Below are 23,783 nucleotides of genomic sequence, written 5' to 3' on the forward strand. Positions count from 1 at the left end.
GCTCAGCGTCTAGGGCTGCGACGAGAGATCGGTGACATCACCAGGGCTGCCGGGCAGACCCGATCGGGCTGCCCGGCACCCTCGGTGATCAGGACCGGAGTTCGGCGCCGACCCGGTCGGCCGCCGCAGCCACCGCGGCGTCCCGCCCTGCGGTGGCCTCCTCGACCGTCAACGTGCGGTCGACGGCGCGGAACCGCAGCGAGAAGGCCAGCGACTGCCTGCCCTCGCCCACCTGCTCCCCTCGGTAGACGTCGAAGAGTCGGACGTCCTCGATCAGCTCGCCCGCACCGGACCGCACGGCCTCGGTCACGTCGGCGGCAGGCACTGCGGCGTCCACCACCAGGGCGAGGTCCAACAGCACCGGCGGGTAGGCGGAGATCCTCGGCGAGGGCCTGGGGTCCGTCAGCGGCAGCGCGTCGAGGTTCAGCTCCAGCGCACACGCCCGCTTGGGCAGTCCCAGCGCCTCGACGACCTTCGGATGCAGCTCGCCGGCATGGCCGACGACCTCGCCGCCCACGGTGAATCGGGCGCAGCGCCCCGGATGCCACGGCGCGAGGTCGTCCGAGGAGACCTGCAGCTCGACGCCTGCGGTCTCCCCGACGAGCAGGGCGAGCGACACGGCATCGGACCAGTCGGCGACCCGTCCCGGCCCCCACCAGCCGGACAACTCCCGCCTGCCCGCGAGCACCGCGGCCACGTGCACCGGCTGCGCGGGCAGCGCGGCGAGCAGCGCGGCGACCTGGGCCTCGGACGGCCGCTGCGTGACGCTCACCTCGGGCATCGGAGCCAGCTGCTCGTCGGGCCGCACGACCTGTCCGATGTGGAACAGGGCCACGTCGCGATGTCCGCGAGCCACGTTGCGCACCACGGCATCGAGCAGGCCGGGCAGCAGCGTGGTGACCAGCTCGCCGCGATCGGCCTCGAGCGGATTGGCCAGCCGCATGGTGCGCCTGCGCGGATCGTCGGCAGGCAGGTTGAGCGCGTCCCAGTCGGCCCGGCCCGCGAAGGGGAAGGGCAGCACCTCGACGTACCCGGCCGAGGCGATCGCCCTGGACACGGCCCGCCTGCGCCGCTGGGCGTCCGTCAGTCCCCGACCGGCAGGCGCGGACGGCAGGACGGAGGGAATCGTGTGATAGCCCTCCAGCCGCAGCACCTCCTCGACCAGGTCGGCGGGCTGGACGAGGTCGGAACGCCAGGTCGGCGGGGTGGCCTTGACGACCGCCGTGCCCTCCGTGGTGGTGCCCACCTCCACCCGACAGCCGATCTGCTGGAGCCGCCGCGCCGTCACGCCGCGCTCGTAGCGGACGCCTGCGACCTCGTCCGGCAGGGCCAGCGGCATCGTCACCGGCGCGGGCACCTGCGGATGACCCACGTCGGTCAGGCCACGATGCAGGCTGCCCTCGGCGTAGTGCGCCAGCGCCTTCGCGGTGCGCTCCGCGGCGACGGCGGGCAGGGCAGGGTCGACGACCCGTTCGAAACGCTTGGCCGCCTCGCTCGGCAGCTTGTGCCTGCGCACCATGCGTCCGACGGTCGCGGAGTCGAAGGAGGCGGCCTCGATCAGGACGTCGGTGCTCTTCGCGCCGATCTCCGTCTTCGCACCGCCCATGACGCCTGCCAGACCGATGGGCCCGGTGTCGTCGCAGATCACGATGTCGTCGGGGTCCAGCGTCCTGGTCTGCCCGTCGAGGGTCTCGAGCTTCTCGCCCGCCGCCGCCTTGCGGACGACCACCGTGCCGCGCACCTTCGCGGCGTCGTAGGCGTGCAGCGGCTGACCGACCTCCAACATGATGTAGTTGGTGAGGTCGACGGTGAGCGAGATCGACCGGATGCCGGAGAGCATCAGCCGACGACGCAGCCACCACGGGGTAGGGGCCGTCGGATCGACGCTGGTGACGCGGCGGAACACGAAGCGGGAGCAGGCGTTCTCGTCCTCGATCCGCACCGGCCAGGCGTCGCCGTCGGACTCGTGCAGTTCGAGCACGGCGGGATCGCGGAAGGACAGGTCGAGCGCGCAGGCGATCTCCCTGGCCAGGCCGCGCACCGAGAAGCAGTAGCCTCGGTCCGGTGTGATCGCCAGCTCGATGACCGAGTCGTTCAGCTCCAGGTGTTTCGCCGCATCGGCGCCGGGCGCCGCGGTGCCGGAGGGCAGCACGAGGATGCCCGAGTGATCCTCGCCGAGGTTCAACTCCTTGGCGGAGCAGATCATGCCGTCGCTGACCCGGCCGTAGGTCTTGCGGGCGCTGATGACGAAGTCGCCGGGGAGCACCGCGCCGGGCAGCGCCACGACCACCAGGTCGCCCTCGACGAAGTTGCGGGCCCCGCAGACGATCCCCCGGATGTCCGGCTCGCCGGTGGCCTCCCGGACCACGGGATTCGGGTCACCCTCGAACGGCCGATCGGCGTCCTCCGCCTGCTCACCGTCGCTCGCGTCGGCCGACGGCCCGCCCAGCCTGCCGACCTCCACGCGACAGAAGCGGATCGGCTTCTTGAACTCGGTCAGCTCCTCGATCTCGACGACCCGGCCGATGACCAGGGGCCCGCTGACCGGACCGAGGGTGTCGACGGACTCGACCTCGAGGCCGATCCGCACGAACGCCTCAGCCAACTGCTCCGGTGTGATGTCCTCTGGCGGCTCCACCAGATGCTGGACCAGCCAGGAAACCGGGATACGCACTAGCTCAGGCCTCTCTTGTCGACCGGGTCGTCCGGGTTGCTCCGTCTGGGCGGATCATGCCGAGACCGTCTCGGCGGGTCACGCCTGACTGCTGTCGGCGTCTCACGCCTGGACGCCGAAGGGCAGGGTGAACCGAACGTCACCCTCGACCATGTCACGCATGTCCGGAATACCGTTGCGGAACTGCAGGGTCCGCTCCAGACCCATGCCGAACGCGAAGCCGGAGTACACCTCCGGGTCGACGCCGCAGGCACGAAGGACGTTGGGATTGACCATGCCGCAGCCGCCCCATTCGACCCAGCCCGCGCCGCCCTTACGCTCCTCGAACCAGACGTCGACCTCGGCCGAGGGCTCGGTGAACGGGAAGAACGACGGCCGGAGTCGGGTACGAGCACCCTCGCCGAACATCGCGCGGGCGAACGCGTCCAAGGTGCCCTTGAGGTGGGCCATCGTCAGGCCCTTGTCCACCGCCAGCCCCTCGGTCTGGTGGAACACCGGGGTGTGGGTGGCGTCGAGTTCGTCGGTGCGGAAGGTCCGACCGGGGCCGACGGCGTACACCGGAAGATCACGAGACAGCAGCGTCCTGATCTGCATCGGCGAGGTCTGAGTGCGCAGCACCAGCCCCGAGTCGGCGGGCGCGACGTGGAAGGTGTCCTGCATGGAGCGCGCCGGGTGGTCCTTGCCGAGGTTCAACGCGTCGAAGTTGAACCACTCGGCCTCCAACTCCGGGCCCTCGGCGATCTCGTACCCCATCGCGAGGAAGACGTCGGCGACCCGCTCGGCCAGGACGGTCAGCGGATGCCGGGCGCCGGGGGCGTGCCGGTCGACGGGCAGGGTGACGTCGACCGTCTCCTCCCGCAGCACCCGCTCGTCCCGCTCGACGAGCAGCGCGCTCCGGCGGCTCTCGAAGGCGGCGTCGATCGCGGTGCGAGCCTCGTTGACCCGCTTGCCCGCCTCGGAACGCGCAGCGGGCGGCAGCGCGCCGATCTCGCGGCGGGCCAGCAGCAACGGCGATCGATCGCCGAGGTGAGCCGGCTTCACGGCACCGAGTTCGTCCAGGTCGACGGCCTTCTCGAAGGCTTCGCGGGCCGCATCGACCGCGAGGTTCAGGGTCTGCGGCGCGAGCGCCGCGACCTCCTTCGGGTCGTAGCTGTCATTGACTCCGGACATGAGCGCGGGTACTCCCCAGGGTTGCCAGACGGCTGATCTCCTCCTGCGACGTCGATGCCGCAGGCAGCGGCCCGATTTTAGCCGACGAGCCCGACCCGCCCGCACCCTGTTTCCGGCAGATGCCGAAGCAGTCCGGCAGGCGCGCGGAACCGGGCGGGGCGGGCGACCGGACACGATTCCGCCCGGCACCATTGGATGAGCTGCATCACCGTCCGGTCGACACCCGAGATCTGGCGACACCGTCCGTGGTCACGCGAACACCTGGAGCGCCCGAAATCGGCTTGGCGCGATCTGAGAGCCTTGCCAGATACCGACAGGGAGACGACCCGTGACCGACCGACTCGATGCGCGACCCACGACCAAGATCTATGAACTGGAAGCACTCGTGCGCCAGGCATGGGCAGGCAACGTGCGTATCCCTCACTTCCAGCGCGACTACCGCTGGGGCTCGCAGGATGTGAGTCGCCTGTTCGACAGCATCCTCAAGGGCTATCCGATCGGCAGCCTGCTGTTGTGGATTCGTCCGGCACCGGCCGGGCCGGTTCGGCTGGGCGCACTAGAGATCGAAGCCCCTGCGGAGAATCGGGCGCTCTGGGTCGTCGACGGGCAACAGCGTCTGACCAGCCTCGCCAACACCCTGCACCCGGACGGCGGTGAAGACCCCCGCTTCCGACTGGCCTACGACCTCCGCGAGCGGACCCTGTCCCGGCAGGCGGCCCCTGACAGCCCCTGGCTGGTTCCCCTCTCCGTCATCTTCGACCTGCAACGGCTGCTTCAGTGGTTCGCGGCCAGGCCCGAGATCAGCCATCTGCTCAATGAGGCGAGCGAGGTGGCGACGCTGATCCGTCAGTTCAGCATCCCGGCGTACCAGGTCGAGCACGGCGAGGTCGAGGCGCTGCAGGACATCTTCGACCGGATGAACAACTACGGGAAGCCACTCCGCAGAGCCGAGGTGTTCAGCGCGCTCAATGCAGGCGATGAGACGGCTGATCGACGACTCGACATCCAGGCGATCTCCGAGCAGATCGATGCAGAACTCCGCTTCGGACGAATCGACGACAACACGGTGTTGCAGGCGATCCTGGCACGACGCGGCGTCGACACCCAGCGCGATATCCGGCTCGAGTTCGATGATCACCGGCGCCGAGCCGAGGTGGAATTTCCCGACGAGGATCGAGATGCCGCATACGGCGAGACTCGCTCGGCGTTGGCTCGTGCGGTGTCGTTCCTCCAGCATGACGCAGGCGTCCCTCACGTCGGCATGCTGCCCTACCGCTATCTCCTGGTCGTGCTCAGCCGGTACTTCGCCCACCACCCCGACCCCGTCGGCCGTGATCGAGTCCTGCTTCGTCGCTGGTACTGGCGGGCCGCATTGGTCGGTACCAGGGCCTGGCCCGGCGGAACTGCAGGTGCGACCAGAAAGCTCAACACGCAGATCAGACCAGGTGATCCCAGCGGCTCGATACAGCGGCTGCTCACCGTCACCGACCCGGCCGAGATCGCTCTTCCGGACGGCCGCAGCTTCCGGACCAACAACGCGGCGACGAAGATCATGCTCTGTGGCTGGTGGGCGCTCGCCCCGCGTTCCTGGACGACCGGTGCGCCCTATGAACAGACCGATCTCGCTGCCACGCTCGACGGGAGGACCACGGCAGGCCAGGCCATCGCCCCGCTGTTCCGTCGGGGGGAAATCGACAACGCGAAGCTGTCGTGGTCGGCTAATCAGCTGTTGCTGCTCGACTCGGAACTGATCGAGCCCGAATCCGTCCTCGGTGGTCGACACCCGATGCAGAGCGATCAGCAGTGGGCTGAGACAGCGCGCTCGCACGGCATCACCGTCGATGCCGCCGAAGCCGTCGCCGGCGGCCACCACACCGAGTTTCTCGAGATCAGACAACGAACGCTGGACGACGTCGTCGCCTCGTTCCTCCGACACCAGTGCGAGCACAGATTCGAAGACACCCCGCCGCTCGCGGAATTCGATCTGGATGACGAGGGAGACAATGACGATTCGTGAGACAGCGCACGCGGTCTGGTTGCACGACCAGCGGGTCGGCACGTTGTTCCAACGCGGGGACCACACCCGGTTCGTCCTGCAGGAGGCCTACCGGGAAGATCCCGATCGCGCGGTGCTCGGGCTCGACTTCGAGCAGGACCTGACCCGTAGACATGCCGCACACCTCCGACTGCCGCCCTGGTTCTCCAACCTGCTTCCGGAGGGCAGGCTGCGCCAGTGGATCGCAGTGGACCGGCGGGTGTCAGCCGATCGGGAGATGGAACTGCTCGCCCAGGTCGGACACGATCTTCCTGGCGCCGTCCGGGTACTCGCCGACGACGAACCCCCCGATCTGTCCGAGTGGGACAAGGCGGCCCAGCAGGCACGCTCGCCCGTCACGACGCACCCTGCCTGGCGGTTCTCCCTCGCCGGGGTCGGCCTCAAGTTCTCCATGCTCGCGCAGGGCGAGCGCTTCACCCTGCCTGCTTTCGGTGAAGGTGGCGACTGGATCGTCAAACTTCCGGACGCACACCATTCACAGGTGCCCAGCAACGAGTACACGATGATGACGCTCGCCGCAGCCGTCGGCATCGACGTCCCCGACCGCAGGCTGGTACACCGCGAGGAGTTGACCGGGCTACCACCGGGAACCTGGCCGGGACGGGAGGAGTGGGCGTTCGCCGTCCGTCGCTTCGATCGAGACGAGAACCGCAGACCGGTTCATATCGAAGACCTCGCCCAGGTCCGAGGCTTCTATCCGGACGACAAGTACCACGGCGCCTACGAGACCGTCGCTGCGCTGATCTACCGAAGGCGAGACCCGGCCGCGCTCCGCGAGTTCGTCCGCAGGCTCACGTTCTGCATCCTGATCTCGAACGGCGATGCACACCTGAAGAACTGGTCGTTGATCTACCCCGACCGACGGGTGCCGACGCTCTCACCAGCGTATGACCTCGTCGCCACCGCACCGTATCGAGACCACGTCGACGAGCCGGAGAACCTGGCGTTGAAGTTCGGCCGAGGCAGGCGCTTCAGCGCCGTGAACGCCACGACCTTCGCGCGGCTCGCACACAAGCTGCATGCCCCCGACCTCGCGGACGACCTCGTGTCCGAGTCCGTGACCGTCGTGGACCGGATGCGGGAGCACTGGCCGAGGTGCGGGGAAGAGATCGCCAAGCACCCCGAACTGCACCGGCAGGTGGCGGCGAGCATCGCCGAGCACAGCATGTCCCTACTGCGCACCGGGCACTGACCTCGGCGTTCATCGCCGAGGTCTGTTCAGGCCGGTAGAGGTGGAAAGGCTGCCACGTCCCGCACCGCCAGTCGGCCGATGACCGCGCGCTCGACGAACTCCGGCCGCCGCCAACTGCTCAGGCCCGCTGCGCCCTGGCGGTGGCGTAGAGGCAGACCGCCGCGGCGGTGGCGAGGTTGAGGCTCTCCGCGCGGCCGTGGAGGGGGACGGCCAGCGTCGTGTCGGCGGACGACCGCACCTCGGACGACAGTCCATGCGCCTCGCTGCCGAACAGCCAGGCGGTGGGCGCGGCGAGATCGCCTGCCCGGTCGGCGGCGTCGAGGTCCTGATCCGCTCGACCGTCGGCGGCGACCAGTCGTAGGCCTGCGGCCCGGCAGGCTGCCAGGACCGCGTCGACGTCACGTTCCCTGGCCACCGGGAGGTGGAACAGACTGCCGGTGGTGGCCCGGACGCACTTGCCGTTGTGCGGGTCGACGGCCGATCCCGCGAAGATCACCGCGTCGGCGCCCGCCGCATCGGCCACGCGCAGCACCGTTCCGGCGTTGCCCGGATCGGCGATCTCGACCAGCACCGCGACCAGCCTCGGACTGCCTGTCAGCGCGGTCGCCAACGGCACGTCGACGAGCCCGCAGACCGCGACGAGGCCCTGTGGGGTGACGGTCTCGGAGAGCCCGGCGGCGGCCTTCTCGGTGATCAGGCTGGTAGGGATGCCTGCGACGCCTGCTCGCTGCCACGCCTCGACGTGCCGCTGCGCGGCCTCCGGGGTGGCGAACAGCTCGAACACCCGGCCCACGCCGCGCTCGGCCCAGTCGAGCGCCTCTCGCACGGCCTGGGCACCCTCGGCGAGGAACCTGCCTGCGCGCTCCCGGCCGGTCCTCGTCGTCAGTCGGCGCGCGGCAGCGACCCGAGGGGTCCGCTCCGTGAAGGGAGCCGGAACCGCCTCGGGTCGAGCGGTGCGCGGGTCCGCACTCAGGCCAGGCTCTCCTGATCCTCGGCGGGCAGCGCCGCCTTGGCGGCCTCGGCGAGCACCGCGAACGTCTCGGGGTCGTTCACCGCGAGCTCGGCGAGGATCTTGCGGTCGACCTCGATCTCGGCGAGCCGCAGGCCCTGGATCAGCCTGCTGTAGCTGATGCCGTTGATCCGGGCGGCAGCGTTGATCCGGGTGATCCACAGCTTGCGGAAGTCACCCTTGCGCGCGCGGCGGTCCCGGTAGGCGTAGGTGAGCGAGTGGAGCATCTGCTCCTTGGCCTTGCGGTACAGCCGGGAGCGCTGCCCCCGGTAGCCGCTGGCCTGCTCGAGGATCGCACGGCGCTTCTTGTGGGCGTTCACAGCTCGCTTGACGCGTGCCACGGTTCCGTCCTGTCAATCTCTAGGGGCGAGTGGTGCTGGTGCCCCGGTGGCTAGTAAAGGTGACGGCTCGCGGACTGCGGCGTGAGATCGTTCCGACCTCGCGTTCGCCGTCCCGCCGCGGGCTTCAGCGTCCGAGCATCCGCTTGATGCGGGGCGCGTCGTTGGGCGACACCTCGACGGTGCCCTCCAGACGGCGGGCGAGCCTGCTCTCCTTGCGCTCCAGGTAGTGCCGGTGACCGCACCGCTCACGGCGGATCTTGCCGGTGCCGGTCACCCGGAACCGCTTGGAGGCGCCGCTGTGCGTCTTCTGCTTCGGCATGTCCTGTCCTTGTCTCTTCTTCGTCTTGTTCGCCGCCGTGATCGACGGCCGGCTGTCACACGGCGTGGGCGGGCCGTTCGCCGACGGCCCGTCCCACGGCCACATGAACCGACTACTGGCCGCCCTCGGCGACGGTCTCGTCGGCATCGGCATCGGCGCCGTCGCCGGACCTGCCCCTCGGCGGCTGCTTCTTGTGCGGGGCAAGCACCATGATCATGTTTCGACCGTCCTGCTTCGGCGTCGCCTCGATGAAGCCCAGCTCGGCCACGTCCTCGGCCAGTCGCTGGAGCAGGCGGTAGCCCAGCTCCGGGCGGGACTGCTCACGACCACGGAACATGATGGTCACCTTGACCTTGTTCCCGTGCTCGAGGAAGCGGACCACGTGGCCACGCTTGGTCGCGTAGTCATGCGAGTCGATCTTCGGCCGGAGCTTCTGTTCCTTGATGACCGTGAGCTGCTGGTTACGGCGGGACTCGCGAGCCTTCTGCGCGCTCTCGTACTTGAACTTGCCGTAGTCCATGAGCTTGCAGACCGGCGGCCGGGCCTGCGGTGCGACCTCGACGAGGTCCAGATCCGCTTCCTGGGCGAGTCGGAGCGCGTCCTCGATGCGGACGATCCCCACCTGCTCGCCGTTGGGTCCGACGAGCCGGACCTCCGGTACGCGGATACGGTCGTTGATGCGCGTCTCGGCGCTGATGGGGCCTCCTAGGTTCGTGACGTTCAGACTTGCGCCACGGCAGGCGGAGCACCCTTCGGATGACGAAGGCCCCGCCGCCGGTAAAGGCGATCGGGGCCCGTATCCGACCGATCCGTACGACGAAGTCGTCGCACGCTGTCCGTTCGGTTCGACGTCTGCACGACGAACCACGACAGACCGACACCGATCTGGTCGGCATCGGGACCGGACCCGGCCGCCTGAGGCGGCGACTCGGGTGGGAGCGGGGCTCCACTTGCCGCCCCCGCTGACGCGAAGGCTGGTCGCTCGTGGAAGGGTACCAGCCGTGGATGAGCGGCGACCAGTGGACGGGCAGGACCAGGCCTCGGCGGCAGTGGAGACGGACGAGGTTCGGGAACTCGCCGAGGTGCCCAGCGTCGAGGTGATCAGCCGCGCGGCTGTCATGTTGATGTCGGCGGCGGCGGAGCGACTCGGCCTGGCCGAGGCCGACCCGACGACGAGCCCGCACCGTGATCTGGACGAGGCGCGACGCCTGATCACCGCGCTGGCGGGACTGGTCACCTCCTCCGTCGAGTACCTCGGCCCGCACGCCGGACCGCTGCGCGACGGCCTTCAGACGCTGCAACGCGCCTTCCGCGAGGGTTCGCTCCACCCCGACGCCCCTGGTCAGGGCCCCGGCGAGAAGTACACCGGCCCCGTCCACTGAGCTGTCGTCCCCGACGGGCCTGCGAGCCGAGGGGCAGGCTCGGGCGGCGGATCGCCGACGGGCGACGACCGCGCCGTCTGGAATCCGCAGGCGCGACCGCGTGTTCTCCCTGATCCGCGACGTCGACCGGCGAGATCGTCAGGCACCGTCATTACCCTCCGTCGCGTGCCGACGACCGACCCCCTGCCCGACGCGAGACTCCGGCCGCTCCGGGTCACGCTGCTGACCTGGGCAGCGACAGCAGGTGTGCTGCTGCTCGCCTCGGCGGCCCTAGCCGCTGTCACTGCCCCTGCCGCCGTACTTCGGCCTCGGCCTGCTCCAGCACGGGCTGGACACCGCCGGGCTGGCCCTGGTGCTGGCGGGCACGGCAGGCCTGGTCGCGACGGCGCTGTTCCGCTCCGGGGCCGATGCGCTGCTCGTCGGCGCCCTCGCCGTCCTGCCCGCCCCGTTGGCCGCCGATCCCGGCCACGTCCTGTTCGCCGAGGAGCCCGGCGGGGCGCTGATCTCCTCGGCCTCGTTCCTGGTGGCCTTCGGGGCCTGCCTCGTGTTCGGCGCGGCGCTGCGGTCGGCGTGGTCGCCGATCCTGGACGATGCGTCGTGGCGGGGCGCGATCCTGCCGGTGATCGCGTTGGCCGCGACCACGCTGGGCGGGACGTCCTCGTGGGTCCCGGCCGAGACGCCCCTGGTCTCGCTCGGGGTGGCGGCATCCGCCCTCGGCTGCGCGGCGTGGGCCCGGCACTCGACGCGGCGCTCGGCGGCTGGGGCGACCACCGAGGCGCCTGCGGCTGTGTCGACCGGGGCGGAGACAAGCACCGACCAGGCGGCGTCGACCGGAATCGACGCACCGGACACGACGGCGACAGCCGACGCCGAGGCAGAACCTCGACCGGAGCGTCTCGGGCGCGCCGAGCCCGCCCGCTCCCCCAGGCCTGGCGCCCGGTTCGCGGTCTGGTCGCCGCTGCTGGCCCTCGTGTCGATCGGGACGCTGACGGCACCGCCGAGCCCGCCCGCCTGGGGGTACCTCCTGGTGGCGGCGGGCGCGGCGACGGCGGCCGCCGTCTGGCGGCCCGGCTCCGGGCTTCGCACCGGATTCCTCGCGGCGGCGCTCCTGATGATGATCGGTTCGGCCGGGCTGCTGCACGCAGGCCGGGCTTCGGCCGAGACGGGCTGGGCGCTGCCCGACGACTGGCCGTTGGTCCTGGCGGGCATGACGCTGCTCGCGCTCGCTGCGCCGGTGGTCGCGCGCGCCGAGGCTCGGCGCCGGGTGCGTCCCGTCGACGGGACGCCGGTGGTCTTCTGCCTCGGCGTCGCCGCCGCTGCGATCGTCGCCGCGATCTCGGCGGCCGCGCAGGCGCAGAACGTGGAGGCGATGCCGGGAGTCGAGCTGAGCCGCGCCTACGCCACGCCGCTGGACACGGTGTTCCCCGGTGACCACGAGCTCGTGGCGACGATCTCGGGGCCTCCGCCCACCGTGTCGATCGGGCTGCTCCTGCTCGGCGGTGCGGCGGTGATCGCGCTGTCGTGGCCGCGACGCCGAGCATGAGTCGGGCTCGCGTGCTGCCGCCCGCGGGCAGTCACAGCCGACGGTGCGATCTCACCGGGCCGAGTCGGGAACCCGACCCGGTGAGACGCCGATCAGAGCACCTGGGCCAGGAAGCGGCCGGTGTGGCTGGCCTCGTCGGCCCGCACCTGTTCCGGCGTTCCCTCGGCGACCACGGTGCCGCCGCCGGAGCCGCCCTCCGGCCCCATGTCGACCACCCAGTCCGACGTCTTGATGACGTCGAGGTTGTGCTCGATCACGATCACCGTGTTGCCCTTGGCGACCAGTCCGTTGATCACGCCGAGCAGCTTGCGGATGTCCTCGAAGTGCAGGCCGGTGGTCGGCTCGTCGAGCACGTAGACGGTGCGTCCGGTCGACCGCTTCTGGAGTTCGGTGGCCAGCTTGACCCGCTGTGCCTCGCCGCCGGAGAGCGTCGGGGCAGGCTGGCCGAGCCGCACGTAGCCGAGGCCGACGTCCACCAGCGTCTTGAGATGCCGGTGGATCGCGGTGATCGGCTCGAAGAACGTCGCCGCCTCCTCGATCGGCATGTCCAGCACGTCGGCGATCGTCTTGCCCTTGTAGTGGACCTCCAGCGTCTCCCGGTTGTACCGGGCGCCTCGGCAGACCTCGCAGGGCACGTAGACGTCGGGCAGGAAGTTCATCTCGATCTTGATCGTGCCGTCGCCCGCACACGCCTCGCAGCGGCCGCCCTTGATGTTGAACGAGAACCGGCCCGGCTGGTAGCCGCGCACCTTCGCCTCGGTCGTCGCGGCGAACAGCTTCCTGACGTGATCGAAGACCCCGGTGTAGGTCGCGGCGTTCGAGCGCGGCGTGCGTCCGATGGGCGACTGGTCGACCTGCACCAGCTTGTCGACGTTGTCGAGTCCGGTCACCCGCGTGTGCCTGCCCGGCACCTGGCGCGCCCCGTTGAGCTTGTTGGCCAGCACCCGCGCCAGGATGTCGTTGACCAGCGTCGACTTGCCCGAGCCCGACACGCCCGTGACGGAGACCAGACACCCGAGCGGGAAGGACACGTCGATGCCGCGCAGGTTGTGCTCGCGCGCGCCGACGACGGTGAGCCGTCGCCTGCGATCGATCGCCCGCCGCTTGTCCGGCACCGGGATGGCCCGACGACCGGCCAGGTACGCGCCAGTCAGTGACTCCTCGTTGGCCAGCAGCTCCTGGTAAGAGCCGCTGTGCACGACCTTCCCGCCGTGCTCCCCCGCGCCGGGGCCGATGTCGACCACCCAGTCCGCGGCGCGAATGGTGTCCTCGTCGTGCTCCACGACGATCAGCGTGTTGCCCAGGTCGCGAAGCCTGCTCAGCGTCTCGATCAACCGGTGGTTGTCCCGCTGATGCAGGCCGATGGACGGTTCGTCCAGCACGTACAGCACGCCGACCAGCCCGGAGCCGATCTGGGTGGCCAGCCTGATCCGCTGGGCCTCGCCGCCGGAGAGCGTGCCCGCCGCCCGGTCCAGGGACAGGTAGTCCAGGCCCACGTCGAGCAGGAAGCCCAGTCGGGCGGCGACCTCCTTGAGAACGCGGCCCGCGATCATCTCCTCGCGTTCGCCCAGGGCGAGTCCTTCGAGGAAGCGGGCGCACTCCACGACGCTCATCGCGCAGACCTCGGCGATCGACTTGTCGCCCTGGTCACGGTGCGCCAGCGTCACGGCCAGGATCTCCGGCTTGAGCCGCGTGCCCCGGCAGGCCGGGCAGGGCACCTCCCGCATGTAGCCCTCGTACTTGTCCCGCATGAACTCGGACTCGGTCTGCTCCTGCCTGCGCTCCAGGAAGGGGATGACGCCCTCGAACGCGGCGTAGTACGACCGCTCCCGTCCGTAGCGGTTGCTGTAGCGGACGTGTACCTGCTCGTCGATGCCGTGCAGCACGGCCTTCTGCACGCGGGCGGGCAGGCCGCGCCACGGCAGGTCCATGCGGAAGCCGACCTTCTCCGACAGCGACTCCAGCAGCCGGGTGAAGTAGTCCGCGGTCTGGCCGGAGGCCCATGGCGCGATGGCGCCCTCGGCGAGCGACAGCTCGTCGTCCGGCACCACCAGCTCGGGGTCGACCTCCTTGCGCACCCCGAGTCCGGTGCACTCGGGGCAGGCGCCGTAGGGCGAGTTGAACGAGAAGGAACGGGGTTCGAGATCGTCCACGGCCAGCGAGTGGCCGTTGGGGCAGGCCATCCGTTCGGAGAACCGGCGCTCCCGACCGGCGTCGTGCTCGGGGAGGTCGACGAAGTCGAGCACGACGAGCCCGTCGGCCAGCCGCAGTGCCGTCTCGACCGAGTCCGTCAGCCGCTGCTTCGCCGAGGCCTTCACGGCGAGCCGGTCGATCACGACCTCGATGTCGTGCTTCTCCTGCTTCTTCAGCTTGGGCGGGTCGGTGAGCGGGTGCACCGCGCCGTCGACCCGCACTCGCGAGTAGCCCTGGGTGGGCAGCTCGGCGAAGAGGTCGACGTACTCACCCTTGCGCCCACGCACGACGGGGGCGAGCACCTGGAACCGGGTGCCCTCCGGCAGGTCGAGGACCTGGTCGACGATCTGCTGCGGGGTCTGCCTGCTGATCGCGTGGCCGCACGTCGGGCAGTGCGGCTTGCCTGCACGTGCGTAGAGCAGCCGGAGATAGTCGTAGACCTCGGTGATGGTGCCGACCGTGGAACGGGGGTTGCGGTTGGTCGACTTCTGGTCGATCGACACCGCGGGCGAGAGGCCCTCGATGAAGTCGACGTCGGGCTTGTCCATCTGCCCGAGGAACTGCCGCGCGTAGGCGGACAGCGACTCCACGTAACGACGCTGACCCTCCGCGAAGATGGTGTCGAAGGCGAGACTCGACTTCCCGGAGCCGGACAGTCCGGTGAACACGACGAGGCTGTCCCTGGGCAGGTCCAGGTCGACACCGCGGAGGTTGTGTTCGCGAGCGCCGCGAACGACGAGGCGGTCTGACACTGTGGTCCCTTCAACTGATCACGTGCCCGAGCGAGATGTCACCGGCCCGAGTCGGTCGAGATTTTCTGTGCGACAGGGTTGCGCACCCGCCGCAGACCTGGGGCATCGCGCTCGGCGAGTCGTACACCCGAGCGGGCGCAGGTCAGCCTCCATGCTAGGTCTGAGCACTGACAGGAACCGGTCTTCGTGACTGCGCGCAGAGGGGCAACCCGCCGTTGGAGTGCCTAGCCTCACATCAGCGACATAGATTGCGACCCTCTGTAATTGAGACGACTCGAAGTAGTGGGCAAGTCCCCGATCGGGTGCTTCCTACGTCAGTCGAATCAGGCATACGCTGGAGGTGCAAGGCACGTCCCCTGAAGTCGGGGAGAGAAGCAGTCATGGCAGAGATCCACCTTTCACATCCACAGCCTCTCGAGGAGAGCCTCGTGGCACCCAGGACGAGCGTCGGCGGCGCGGCAGCAAGCGCCGCGCAAGGCCTGCGCGCCCTGGAGGTCGCCAACCGGGCGTTGTTGGAGGTGGTGGAGAGACTGGATGACACGGTGGTGTCCGGGCCCAGTCTGTTGCCGAACTGGTCCAGGGCACACGTGCTCACCCATCTGGCACGGAACGCAGACGGCCTGGTCAACCTGCTCACCTGGGCTCGCACCGACGTCGAGCATCCGATGTATCAGAGCGCGGCCGATCGCAACGCCGACATCGAGGAGGGCGTCGACCGACCCGCGCGGCTCCTCGTCGAGGACGTCCGCGCGGCGACGGAACGCTTCGACGCGGCGGCGGCGGGCCTGGACGACAGTGCCTGGGCCGCCCAGGTCGTCGGACGCGGCAGGACGTTCCAGGCCGACGAGATCCCCTGGATTCGGCAGCGCGAGGTCTGGATCCACCTGGTCGACCTCGACGTGGGCCCGAGCATCGAGGACATTCCCGACGACCAGATCGAGCTGATGCTCGTCGACGTCATCACCCGGTATCGGGCCAGGGACGACGCGCCCCGCTTCGGCCTGCTGGTCGAGTTGTCGGACGGCACCGAGCGCACCTTCTTCATCGGCTCGGCCACCGACGACGGCCCGCCCGCCGTGCGTGGGAAGGCGAAGGCCGTGCTCGGGTGGCTCATCGGCCGCCAGGACGGCGCCGACCTGCTCGGCACGCTGCCGGTACTGCCGGAATGGGACTGACCAGGCAGGACCCGTGAACCGGCGCGGCCAGGCCCACCCCCCCGTCGAGCCGGTGTCACGCGAGGGTCTGCGGTGAGTCGGTCCTCGTCGGCCGGTGACACGTTCGGCCAGCTGCCTCAGGCAGCCCGTTCCGTCCGGCGAACACCGTGGTTCTAGGCTCGTGGGGTGGACGTGTCGCAGCAGTACACCGGTCATGTCGAGCCCGGCGGCCCGGCCGCGCGCCGTGAGCTGGCAGAACTGAGCATCACGAAGGTGTCGGTCGGTCCGATGGACAACAACGCCTATGTCCTGCACTGTCCGCGCAGCGGCGACGCCGTGCTGATCGACGCGGCTGCGGACCCGGAGCGGTTGTCGGACCTCCTCGGCCACGATGACAGCAGGCCTCGCCTGCGCACCATCGTCACGACGCACAGCCATCCCGACCACTGGCAGGCCCTCGGAGCGGTGGCCGGGGCCTACGGGACGAACCTCGCGGCGCACCCGGCCGACGCCGAGGCGCTGCCGGTGCCCCTGGACTTCCTGCTGGAACACGGTCACACGCTGGAGGTCGGGCAGTCCGAACTCGAGGTGATCCATCTGCGCGGCCACACCCCCGGCTCGATCGCCCTGCTGTACCGGGACCCGCAGGGCTCGCCGCACCTGTTCACCGGCGACTCGCTGTTTCCGGGCGGGCCGGGGAAGACGGGCTCGCCTGCGGACTTCGCCTCGTTGATGGACGACTTGGAGCAGCGGGTCTTCGCCGTTCTGCCGGACGACACCCGGGTGTACCCCGGCCACGGCGACGACACCACGTTGGGCGCGGAGCGTCCGCACCTGGCCGAGTGGCGGGCGCGGGGCTGGTAAACCGCAGGCGGCCTGCTGCGCAGAAGTCGCGAGCCTGCCCGGCGCAGGCTGTTTCGACGACGTGCCCGCCCGACGAACGCGCCGTCGGACGGGCCGGAACGTGTTTCTCGCCGATCAGCCGTCCAGCGGGTTCGCCAGGGCTGCGGCCTCCTCGGGGCCGTACTGCTGCACGAGCATGTCCTCGACGAACTGTTCGACGGGGATGTCCTGCTGCTCGGCCATCATGGTGAAGGTCTCATCGGCGATCTCGACGATCGGTCCGATGTCGACCTTCCACACCTCGTCCTCACGCAGGAACTGGAAGCGATAGGGGATCTCCTCCCCGTCGCTGAACACCTCGGCCGAGGCCGTGTCGCCGTCGACCTCGATGGAGCCCAGCTCGGCACTGTCGATCGCCTGTTCACCGATGAGCCCTCGCACGAAGGCCTCCGTCAGGAGTTCGGTCACCGATCCGCTCCGCAGCAGCTCCGGGTCGACCTCCGCGCGGAACACGTAGACCGTGATCTGCGTCGTCGGGCTCAGGCCGTGAAGCTCGTCGGCGGTCGCGCTCAGGGCGAGATGACGCGCCTCGTCATAGAACCTGTGCACCGGACTGGCCAGGACGGCTGTCGCCCGCTCGCCGTCTCGGGCGAGGGCCGCCTCGGTGTAGATGTCGAACGCCTCCTGAACGTCCGCCGTCGCACCGTCTCGGACCTGTACGGCAGTCGGAGCCGACGGGGCGGTCGAGGCGGGGCCCGCGGCGACGTCGCCGGACGACACGCCCCCGCCACATCCACTGAGCGTGAGAAGAAACAGGGGGACACAGAGGCCGAGCAGGCCACGACTGGACTTGGTCACCAACGAAGAGTAGCCATCCGCCTGCTCCGCGTGACGATGTGTCGGTCCTTGTGCCACGCCGGGCCGGTCTGCGACCCGCCGCAGACCGGACGGGAGCACGGCGGGCGGACGCGGCGTGATCGCCTGTCGGTGCCGACGCCGGTGCCGGAAGTGTGAACAGTGTCGGACCGGCGGGCCGCGCCTGCTGCGTCACGCCCGCGTCGTCGTCTCGTTATCTCCTGCGGACCGGAACCGGCGGACGTGGTGAGGAGCGGAATGGCGCGCAGGATCGGTGGAGCAGGCGGCGGCTCGGACAAGGGCGACCGCAAGAGCAACGTGGTGGCCGCCGCGTGTGTGCTGGCGCTGGGCACGGCGGTCGCGGGCGGGACGACGCTCGGCGGCGGGGCCGTGCTGAGCGGCTCCGGCACACTGGGCGGCTCGGGCATCGCGAGCGGCTCCGGCTCGGTGAGCGGTTCGTCGTTCAGTCAGTCCTTGCGCACCCGGACCAATCAGGCCAGGACCTCCGCCCGTAAGGGCGACGCCGACACCGCATGGAAGCGGCTGGGCCTGCGCTCGACCAAGAAGACGATCCGGCGTGACCCGGAGTGCGTCGGCGCATCGTTCGGTCAGGTGCGAACGTTCTTCTTGCACACGCCGTGTCGCTCGCTGGACCGCGTGCTGTTCACCCTCGCCGCCGACGGCGGCACAGTCCTGGTCTCGGTCGCCTGGGTCGACCTCCCCAGCAGGCAGAGCACGCGAGAGTTCGTCGACCTCATCGACGTCCACGGCTCCGGCGACATCCGGCCGCTGGGCGCGGGTCTGCTCGGCATGGCCGACGTCACCTTCACCGCCGACAACTATCGGTCCCGATCTCTTGGCACGACGGTGACCATCGCCGAGACCGAGCCGGCGAGCGGACGGGTCGACGCGGCGGTCCTGCAGGCGGCGGCCGACGTCGCCTCGGAGCTGCCTCGGCCCTGACGGCGTGTCAGCTCGGTCGCCGAGGGCGGAGCCGGCACGGCAGGCCTGCTGATCGGCTGCGGAACTCGCCCGACTCCGAAGCACGGCAGAGCGGGCGGCGTGGCCGAATTCGCCGTTGTACGACACGGATCGGCACGGCCGTCGGTATCGTTCCCGAGTGCCGACTGAGAAGCCCGAGCAGGTCGTGGAGGTCTACACCGACGGGGCGTGCAGCCCGAATCCCGGTCCGGGAGGCTGGGGAGCCGTGCTGCGGTACGGCAGACACGAGCGAGAGCTGTACGGCAGCGAGTCCACGGTGACGACCAACAACCGGATGGAGCTGACCGCGCCCATCCGGGCGTTGGAGAGCCTGACCCGCCCGGCAGTGGTGCGGCTGTACACCGACAGCACCTACGTGAAGAACGGCGTCACCCAGTGGATGCCCCGCTGGAAGAGCAACGGGTGGCAGACCAGCGCGCGCGAACCGGTGAAGAACGCCGATCTCTGGAGGCTGCTGGACGCGGCGGCCGCCGCGCATCGCGTCGAGTGGCATTGGGTGAAGGGACACGCAGGACATCCCGACAACGAACGCGCCGATCGACTCGCCGTCCAAGGCGTGCGGGAGGCCCGCGGCCCCGAGGTCGAGCTTTCGGCCGTCGTCGCGAAACCCGCTGGGTCCCGGCCGAGATCGCCCCGGCCCGCCGCAGGCGAGACGCGACCGCGCTGTCAGGCGATCACGCGGGGCGGTACGAACTGCCCGACGGTCGCCCGCCCGTCCGGCCTGTGTCACGTGCACGATCCCGCCGTGCAGTGCGGGGCGGTCCTCACGAGCGGAAAGCCCTGCGCCGTGGCGACCGGCGGCGGCCGGTGCGAGCGTCATGCCGTGGGCGAGGAGTCGACGCCGGGGCTGTTCTGACGGTCCGGCTGTCCGGACGGCACGTCGGTTCGCCATCGGGCCGGCCCGCACTCAGTCTCGCGGCCTCGACCGTCTCGTCGCCGCAGGCGGAACCGGCGCACCGGACACGGGCCTACGACGGAGGAGGCGGGCGCACCGGCTTCTCCTCGTCGGCGGCCCGCCGACGGCGTCCAGACTCGTCGGCACCCTGTCGCAGAATGGGCGGATGGCAGCGTCACACCGGATCTCGACTCCCGCTCAGGTGCAGCAGCGTTGGCAGGCGCGGCAGGCGCCGGACGGCGACTTCATCGTGTTCGCCGACGGCAGTCTGTCGGCCATGGAGTTCGAGCGGTTCGTCGAACCGGTCCGATTCCGGTGGTGGGAGACCCTCCGGGCCGAGGCGTGGACGCCGATGGACTGGCTCGAGGTGGACGACGTGCTGGCCTCCTGCACTCACGGCCGCCGACGCGCGTCGGCCGGCGAGTCGGCGGCACACGGCAGCGTCGGCTGGGTCGCCCTGACCAGTGCCGACGGCAGAGACACCCTGGAGTGGCTCGCGGTGTCGCGCTACTCCGACCCGTTCTCGTCCGTCACCCTGGACGACCGTGTTCTCAGTGCCACCAGCACCTCGGGCCAGGTCTGGCGCTTCCCCTGCGACGCCCCGGCCGACGTGACCATCAGCGACGGGTCCGGTTGATCCCAGCGTGGCAAGACGTCGGAGTCGACCGACCGGGGCGGGCACGCATCGAGGTCGACGACGTCGAGCGGCAGGCCAGGAGTGCAGGCCGGGAAGTGTGTTCGGCGAATTCTCGTGCTGTGTCCAGTTCTGGACAGTGCCGAGGTCGTGCGCCGGGGAACATCGAGTCACCAGATCGATGCGAAAGGGCGATTCGTGACCAGTCAGCACACCGACGAGGCTTCTGCTCCGGGAACGTACCTCGGCGTGATGGTGATCGACACCCATCGAATCAGCGCACCCGACGATGTCGGACAAGACAGGCTGACGACCCTGATCCCGGAGATCGTGTCGAGTGCGGCACGACGAGGCGGCGTGGAACGTCTCCTGCTCAACCCGCCGGTCGGGACTCCCAGCGGTGAAGGACTCCTCTTCGGATTCGACGCGGAGCTGCTTCCGCTGGCCGTCGACCGCCTCATGGACGCACTGCAGGGTGAGCTGCGGACCAGGGCTCGTGACCTGCGGGCCGACGGGATCACCCTTCGGATGCGGGCAAGCCTGCACCTGGGGCCGGTGCCGTCGTTCACTTCGCTGTTCGTCGACTCGCCCACCGGAAGGGTCGTGATCGACAGTCACCGCATGGTCGGGGCAGCGGAGGTACGGGCATTGCTGGAGCGCTCCGATCCACAGGCGACGTTCCTGGCGACCGTCGTCTCCGATGCCGTGATGGCGGACGTCATCCAGGCGGGCCACACCGTCCGTCGGCCCTCGGAGTTCGTTCGAACCGCGCTCAGCGTGGCGGCCGAGGACTTCCCGTGCATCGGACATCTCCGGGTGCCGGTGCCCTCCGGTGAGCTGCTCACCGCCGGACTGCTCACCCCGCGGCAGCAGGCGTCCGACGCCGAGAGGCCCGCTCCGATCTCGACACCGGGCCTGGGTGCAGCCGACGCTCGGTCGGGGACAGGCTGGACGAGCAATACGACCACGACGAACGGCGGACACCAGCGATTGATCGCGCAGAGCCGGGACGTGGGACACATCGAGGACCACTCCACCGCCGTCGAGGCAGGCCTGTCCGAGGTGGCGGTCAGCGGGAACAACAACAACATCGCGGGACGCGATCTGGACCAGTCGACCGGCAGGCAGGACTTCTCCGGGACGTTCGACGTCGGCGGGGACGGAAGTTTCGGCAGCCACAGCGGGCGCCGGTTCGGCATCCCCGACCAGACCGAGCGGGACTCGTGACCGGCGCCGAGGGGCGCCCCGAGGACGACGTCGACTTTTTCGGGATGCTCGACACCGCGACGAAGGGAACAGACCTCGGTGCCGAGGGCGTCGGCGGACTCGGCCGGGTTCTCGCCGAGGAGCCAGCCGACGGCCGTGCCGACGCACTCGGCGACGACCCGGCAGAGCGTGCGCCGAGCCAGGCGCCGAATCCGGCGGTGGAGCCGTCTGCGGAACCGCTCGCACCAGCTCGAACCTCACCGGTCGCCGAGTCGATGCACCCGCCTCGCCATACCGAGTCCGTCACCGGGATCGCTGGGGACGAGAACTCCGTGGCAGGCAGGGATATCGACCAGTCCCACACGACCATCTTTCAGAACTATCACCAGGTCTTCTCCGCACAGCCCGGCGAACAGGCGGCCGAGATCGCCCGTCCGCGCAATCGGGCCAGGAGCGGGCAGTGGGACTCCGATGCGCTGTCCGCACTGGCCGGACGCTTCGTGACTCCGGCTGGGCTGCTCGACGCGTCGGGAGAGCGGTCCGCGCTCCAGATCCTCACCCACTGGCACCTGGTTCTGATCACCGCAGAGGCGAAGACCGGCGGCCAGTTCACGGCAGCGCTCCGGCTGGCACAGGAACTCCGGCGGGTCGAAGACCCCTCGCTCATCGTCCGCCAGGAGGTCCTCGATCTCGATTTCCGCCTCGATGCGGGTCTGATCCTCGACGTCGACACCCCTGCGGTCGTCATCCTCGACCTGCGCGAGGCGTCCGGCCCGGACGTCATCGAGGTCAGGAACCACCTCGTCGAGTTCGGCCACCACCTGACAGCGCATCACAGCTATCTCGTCGTCATCCTGCCCGTCGCCCAGCGACGCCGCTTCGACGAGCGGTTCCCCGGCAGGTTGCACACCCTTTCTCGACCGCCGGGTGAGGAGGTCTTCGCCCGCCACGTGGAACTGGTGGAGGACCCGCAGCACCTGTTGGACGAGTCCGGACTCCTCGCCCGCGTCGCCGAGGCATGGCCGCCGGAGGCGAAGGAACTCGCCGACGCGGTGTCCGAGGCGCGCAGGGCGGGCATCGAATCGGCGAAGGAGATCGCCGAGCGAATCGCCGATCCGACCGACGTGCTCGCCGAGGAACTCCGTGCGGAGATCACCCGGCATCAGGCGCAGGAGGACGAGGAGGCCATCGGCCTGCTCCTGGCCTGTGGCCTGTTCGAGGGCGCCCCCGCAGACCGCATCCTCGCCGCCTCGGATCTGGTGCTGGGCATGTCGAAGACTCAGGTCCGCCACCCTGATCCGCTGCTCCGGCCGGGCGTGACGACGACGTTGAAACGGCTCAGTCCCGGTCTGTTCAACGTGCGCCGACGGACGTTCACGCTGCCGGATCTCGGCTCTTCGGTGCTCACGTACTTCTGGAACGAGCATCCGGCGCTGCGGCGGACGATCCGAGAATGGTTGAAAGCACTCCCCTTCACGATCGACGACCTCGGACAAGCCGAACTGGAACGCCTCGCCGACCGCGCGGCAGACCTCGCGGCGGAGGCGGGGGTCGAGGTGATCACCGAGCTGGCCCAGGACTGGGCGACAGGCAGGCGGAACCGCGACGTCCCGTCGACGGCGATCCCCAACAGTCGACAGGACCAGACGCGTCGGTCCGTCGCGGTACGCCTGCTGACCAGGACGGCGGTCGATCCGATCCTCGGCAGGGCGGTTCGCGAGAAGCTCTGGGAGTGGTCCAGGACATCGTCTCCCGACCTTCAACTCCTGGTGGCGATCGTCTGCGGCGAGATCGGCCCGGACTTCCCCCGGGTGGCGCTGACCCGGATCAAACACCTCGCGACCGCGACGGAACCACTGGTAAGAGAGAACGCGTCGGCCGCGATGGTCCGGGTCGGCCGTGAGTCGGGATTCGCGACCTTCCTGCGCTATGTCGAGGGCTGGCTCGACCGACCGGACGCCGATCGCATGGAACTACTGGCCTCGAGCATCGAGCGACTGCTCGATGCCGAGCCCCGCAACGTCACCGGCGAGGGCGTACGTGAGTTCTGGAGTCGGGCACTGGACGCGATGCCGATGCACGAGATTCGCCGGGTGGTCGGCGCCTGGCTGCGTCATGGCGCACGTTCGGCCTCACCGTCGGTTCGAGGCGACTCGGTGGAGACACTCGTCGCCGCGACCGAGGGACGTCCACAGCGGATGGCCCGCCTTCAATGGGCCAGCCGGGTGGCTGCCATCCCCCTCGATCCGGCCTTCGTCGAGGACGACCCGGTGAACGCGCTGGTCCAGCTGGTCTGGACCCGGCTGGACGAGATCGATCCCGGACAGATCTGACCGGCCCCGCACCACGACCTGTCGAACGACCAGGATGGCGGAGAGAATCATGCGGCTGCGAAGTCGGCATCCCCGGAGCGCACTCGTCGGGGGCACCAGCCCGGATCATCGCGTGGGGACGACACTGCGGCGGCTCTTCGACGCCCACCAGCGCGGGGACCTCAGCGCCCGCCTGGACGCCCTGGCAGTAGCCCAGGCCTGACGGAGTTCGTCGGCGACGTCCCAGACGT

19 protein-coding genes and 1 pseudogene are annotated in these 23,783 nt (G+C 69.8%); 12 read left to right on the forward strand and 8 right to left on the reverse strand.

The window, feature by feature from the left end:
• Positions 1 to 88 precede the first annotated feature (88 nt).
• On the reverse strand, positions 89 to 2,674 hold the full coding sequence (gene pheT, locus UA75_RS22180) for a phenylalanine--tRNA ligase subunit beta (protein ID WP_075741899.1): 2,586 nt from the start codon (positions 2,672 to 2,674) through the stop codon (positions 89 to 91).
• Positions 2,675 to 2,776: 102 nt separating this feature from the next.
• On the reverse strand, positions 2,777 to 3,844 hold the full coding sequence (gene pheS / locus UA75_RS22185; RefSeq protein ID WP_075741900.1) for a phenylalanine--tRNA ligase subunit alpha: 1,068 nt from the start codon (positions 3,842 to 3,844) through the stop codon (positions 2,777 to 2,779).
• Positions 3,845 to 4,172: 328 nt separating this feature from the next.
• Between pheS and UA75_RS22190 the strand changes: the two genes are divergently transcribed.
• Together UA75_RS22190 and UA75_RS22195 are read left to right on the forward strand one after the other, a co-directional pair.
• Positions 4,173 to 5,861 (forward strand): DUF262 domain-containing protein, encoded by a 1,689-nt coding sequence (locus UA75_RS22190; RefSeq protein ID WP_075741901.1) that lies wholly within the window; start codon positions 4,173 to 4,175, stop codon positions 5,859 to 5,861.
• Entirely contained in the window at positions 5,848 to 7,092 is a 1,245-nt protein-coding gene (locus tag UA75_RS22195; protein WP_075741902.1) for a type II toxin-antitoxin system HipA family toxin, read from the forward strand. Before UA75_RS22190 ends, UA75_RS22195 begins: the two co-directional genes overlap by 14 nt.
• 118 nt (positions 7,093 to 7,210) lie before the next feature.
• On the opposite strand, the gene UA75_RS22200 is transcribed toward UA75_RS22195, so the two are convergent.
• The 4 genes from UA75_RS22200 to infC form a co-directional block, all read right to left on the reverse strand.
• Positions 7,211 to 8,065 (reverse strand): TrmH family RNA methyltransferase, encoded by an 855-nt coding sequence (locus UA75_RS22200; protein ID WP_075744084.1) that lies wholly within the window; start codon positions 8,063 to 8,065, stop codon positions 7,211 to 7,213.
• Positions 8,062 to 8,442: a 50S ribosomal protein L20 gene (gene rplT, locus UA75_RS22205; protein ID WP_075741903.1), complete on the reverse strand. Its 381-nt coding sequence runs from the start codon at positions 8,440 to 8,442 to the stop codon at positions 8,062 to 8,064. Before rplT ends, UA75_RS22200 begins: the two co-directional genes overlap by 4 nt.
• Before the next feature lie 124 nt (positions 8,443 to 8,566).
• On the reverse strand, positions 8,567 to 8,761 hold the full coding sequence (gene rpmI, locus UA75_RS22210; RefSeq protein WP_075744085.1) for a 50S ribosomal protein L35: 195 nt from the start codon (positions 8,759 to 8,761) through the stop codon (positions 8,567 to 8,569).
• 112 nt (positions 8,762 to 8,873) lie between these two features.
• Complete coding sequence (infC, locus tag UA75_RS22215) at positions 8,874 to 9,485, reverse strand: translation initiation factor IF-3 (RefSeq protein ID WP_075744086.1); 612 nt, start codon at positions 9,483 to 9,485, stop codon at positions 8,874 to 8,876.
• Between the two features lie 295 nt (positions 9,486 to 9,780).
• On the opposite strand from infC, the gene UA75_RS22220 reads away from it, so the two are divergent.
• A complete protein-coding gene (locus tag UA75_RS22220; RefSeq protein ID WP_075741904.1) occupies positions 9,781 to 10,143 on the forward strand; it encodes a DUF1844 domain-containing protein in 363 nt (120 codons plus the stop codon).
• Positions 10,144 to 10,495: 352 nt separating this feature from the next.
• Positions 10,496 to 11,686 (forward strand): hypothetical protein, encoded by a 1,191-nt coding sequence (locus UA75_RS22225; protein WP_075741905.1) that lies wholly within the window; start codon positions 10,496 to 10,498, stop codon positions 11,684 to 11,686.
• Between the two features lie 92 nt (positions 11,687 to 11,778).
• Here UA75_RS22225 and uvrA read toward each other — a convergent pair whose 3' ends face one another.
• The gene (gene uvrA, locus UA75_RS22230; protein ID WP_075741906.1) at positions 11,779 to 14,631 is read right to left on the reverse strand and encodes an excinuclease ABC subunit UvrA; all 2,853 of its coding nucleotides are present in this window, start codon (positions 14,629 to 14,631) and stop codon (positions 11,779 to 11,781) included.
• Between the two features lie 428 nt (positions 14,632 to 15,059).
• On the opposite strand from uvrA, the gene UA75_RS22235 reads away from it, so the two are divergent.
• The gene (locus tag UA75_RS22235) at positions 15,060 to 15,806 is read left to right on the forward strand and encodes a maleylpyruvate isomerase family mycothiol-dependent enzyme (RefSeq protein ID WP_075741907.1); all 747 of its coding nucleotides are present in this window, start codon (positions 15,060 to 15,062) and stop codon (positions 15,804 to 15,806) included.
• A gap of 165 nt (positions 15,807 to 15,971) precedes the next feature.
• Positions 15,972 to 16,649: an MBL fold metallo-hydrolase gene (locus UA75_RS22240; RefSeq protein WP_075741908.1), complete on the forward strand. Its 678-nt coding sequence runs from the start codon at positions 15,972 to 15,974 to the stop codon at positions 16,647 to 16,649.
• Positions 16,650 to 16,763: 114 nt separating this feature from the next.
• On the opposite strand, the gene UA75_RS22245 is transcribed toward UA75_RS22240, so the two are convergent.
• Positions 16,764 to 17,486, reverse strand: a complete 723-nt coding sequence (locus UA75_RS22245) for a hypothetical protein (protein ID WP_157434368.1) — start codon at positions 17,484 to 17,486, stop codon at positions 16,764 to 16,766.
• A gap of 255 nt (positions 17,487 to 17,741) precedes the next feature.
• Here UA75_RS22245 and UA75_RS22250 point away from each other — a divergent pair, with 255 nt between their 5' ends.
• The 6 genes and pseudogenes from UA75_RS22250 to UA75_RS33345 all read left to right on the forward strand — a co-directional run bounded on the left by UA75_RS22250 (position 17,742) and on the right by UA75_RS33345 (position 23,755).
• Positions 17,742 to 18,446, forward strand: a complete 705-nt coding sequence (locus UA75_RS22250; protein ID WP_075741910.1) for a hypothetical protein — start codon at positions 17,742 to 17,744, stop codon at positions 18,444 to 18,446.
• Between the two features lie 157 nt (positions 18,447 to 18,603).
• Positions 18,604 to 19,056 (forward strand): annotated as a pseudogene (gene rnhA, locus UA75_RS22255) (ribonuclease HI); the annotation flags it as partial.
• A 490-nt stretch (positions 19,057 to 19,546) separates the two neighbouring features.
• On the forward strand, positions 19,547 to 20,017 hold the full coding sequence (locus UA75_RS22260) for a hypothetical protein (RefSeq protein ID WP_075741911.1): 471 nt from the start codon (positions 19,547 to 19,549) through the stop codon (positions 20,015 to 20,017).
• A 195-nt stretch (positions 20,018 to 20,212) separates the two neighbouring features.
• Positions 20,213 to 21,241 (forward strand): hypothetical protein, encoded by a 1,029-nt coding sequence (locus tag UA75_RS22265; protein WP_083683472.1) that lies wholly within the window; start codon positions 20,213 to 20,215, stop codon positions 21,239 to 21,241.
• The gene (locus UA75_RS22270) at positions 21,238 to 23,553 is read left to right on the forward strand and encodes a hypothetical protein (protein ID WP_075741912.1); all 2,316 of its coding nucleotides are present in this window, start codon (positions 21,238 to 21,240) and stop codon (positions 23,551 to 23,553) included. Before UA75_RS22265 ends, UA75_RS22270 begins: the two co-directional genes overlap by 4 nt.
• 49 nt (positions 23,554 to 23,602) lie before the next feature.
• Positions 23,603 to 23,755, forward strand: a complete 153-nt coding sequence (locus UA75_RS33345) for a hypothetical protein (protein WP_157434369.1) — start codon at positions 23,603 to 23,605, stop codon at positions 23,753 to 23,755.
• Positions 23,756 to 23,783 lie beyond the last annotated feature (28 nt).

It is taken from the genome of Actinoalloteichus sp. GBA129-24 (assembly GCF_001941645.1).
Classification (GTDB): domain Bacteria; phylum Actinomycetota; class Actinomycetes; order Mycobacteriales; family Pseudonocardiaceae; genus Actinoalloteichus_A; species Actinoalloteichus_A fjordicus.

Coding starts and splice junctions, on each gene's coding strand:
- pheS (WP_075741900.1), bottom strand. CDS start 3,844: ATGTCCGGAGTCAATGACAGCTACGACCCGAAGGAGGTCGCGGCGCTC.
- UA75_RS22260 (WP_075741911.1), top strand. CDS start 19,547: ATGGCAGCGTCACACCGGATCTCGACTCCCGCTCAGGTGCAGCAGCGT.
- UA75_RS33345 (WP_157434369.1), top strand. CDS start 23,603: ATGCGGCTGCGAAGTCGGCATCCCCGGAGCGCACTCGTCGGGGGCACC.
- UA75_RS22250 (WP_075741910.1), top strand. CDS start 17,742: ATGGCGCGCAGGATCGGTGGAGCAGGCGGCGGCTCGGACAAGGGCGAC.
- rpmI (WP_075744085.1), bottom strand. CDS start 8,761: ATGCCGAAGCAGAAGACGCACAGCGGCGCCTCCAAGCGGTTCCGGGTG.
- UA75_RS22195 (WP_075741902.1), top strand. CDS start 5,848: ATGACGATTCGTGAGACAGCGCACGCGGTCTGGTTGCACGACCAGCGG.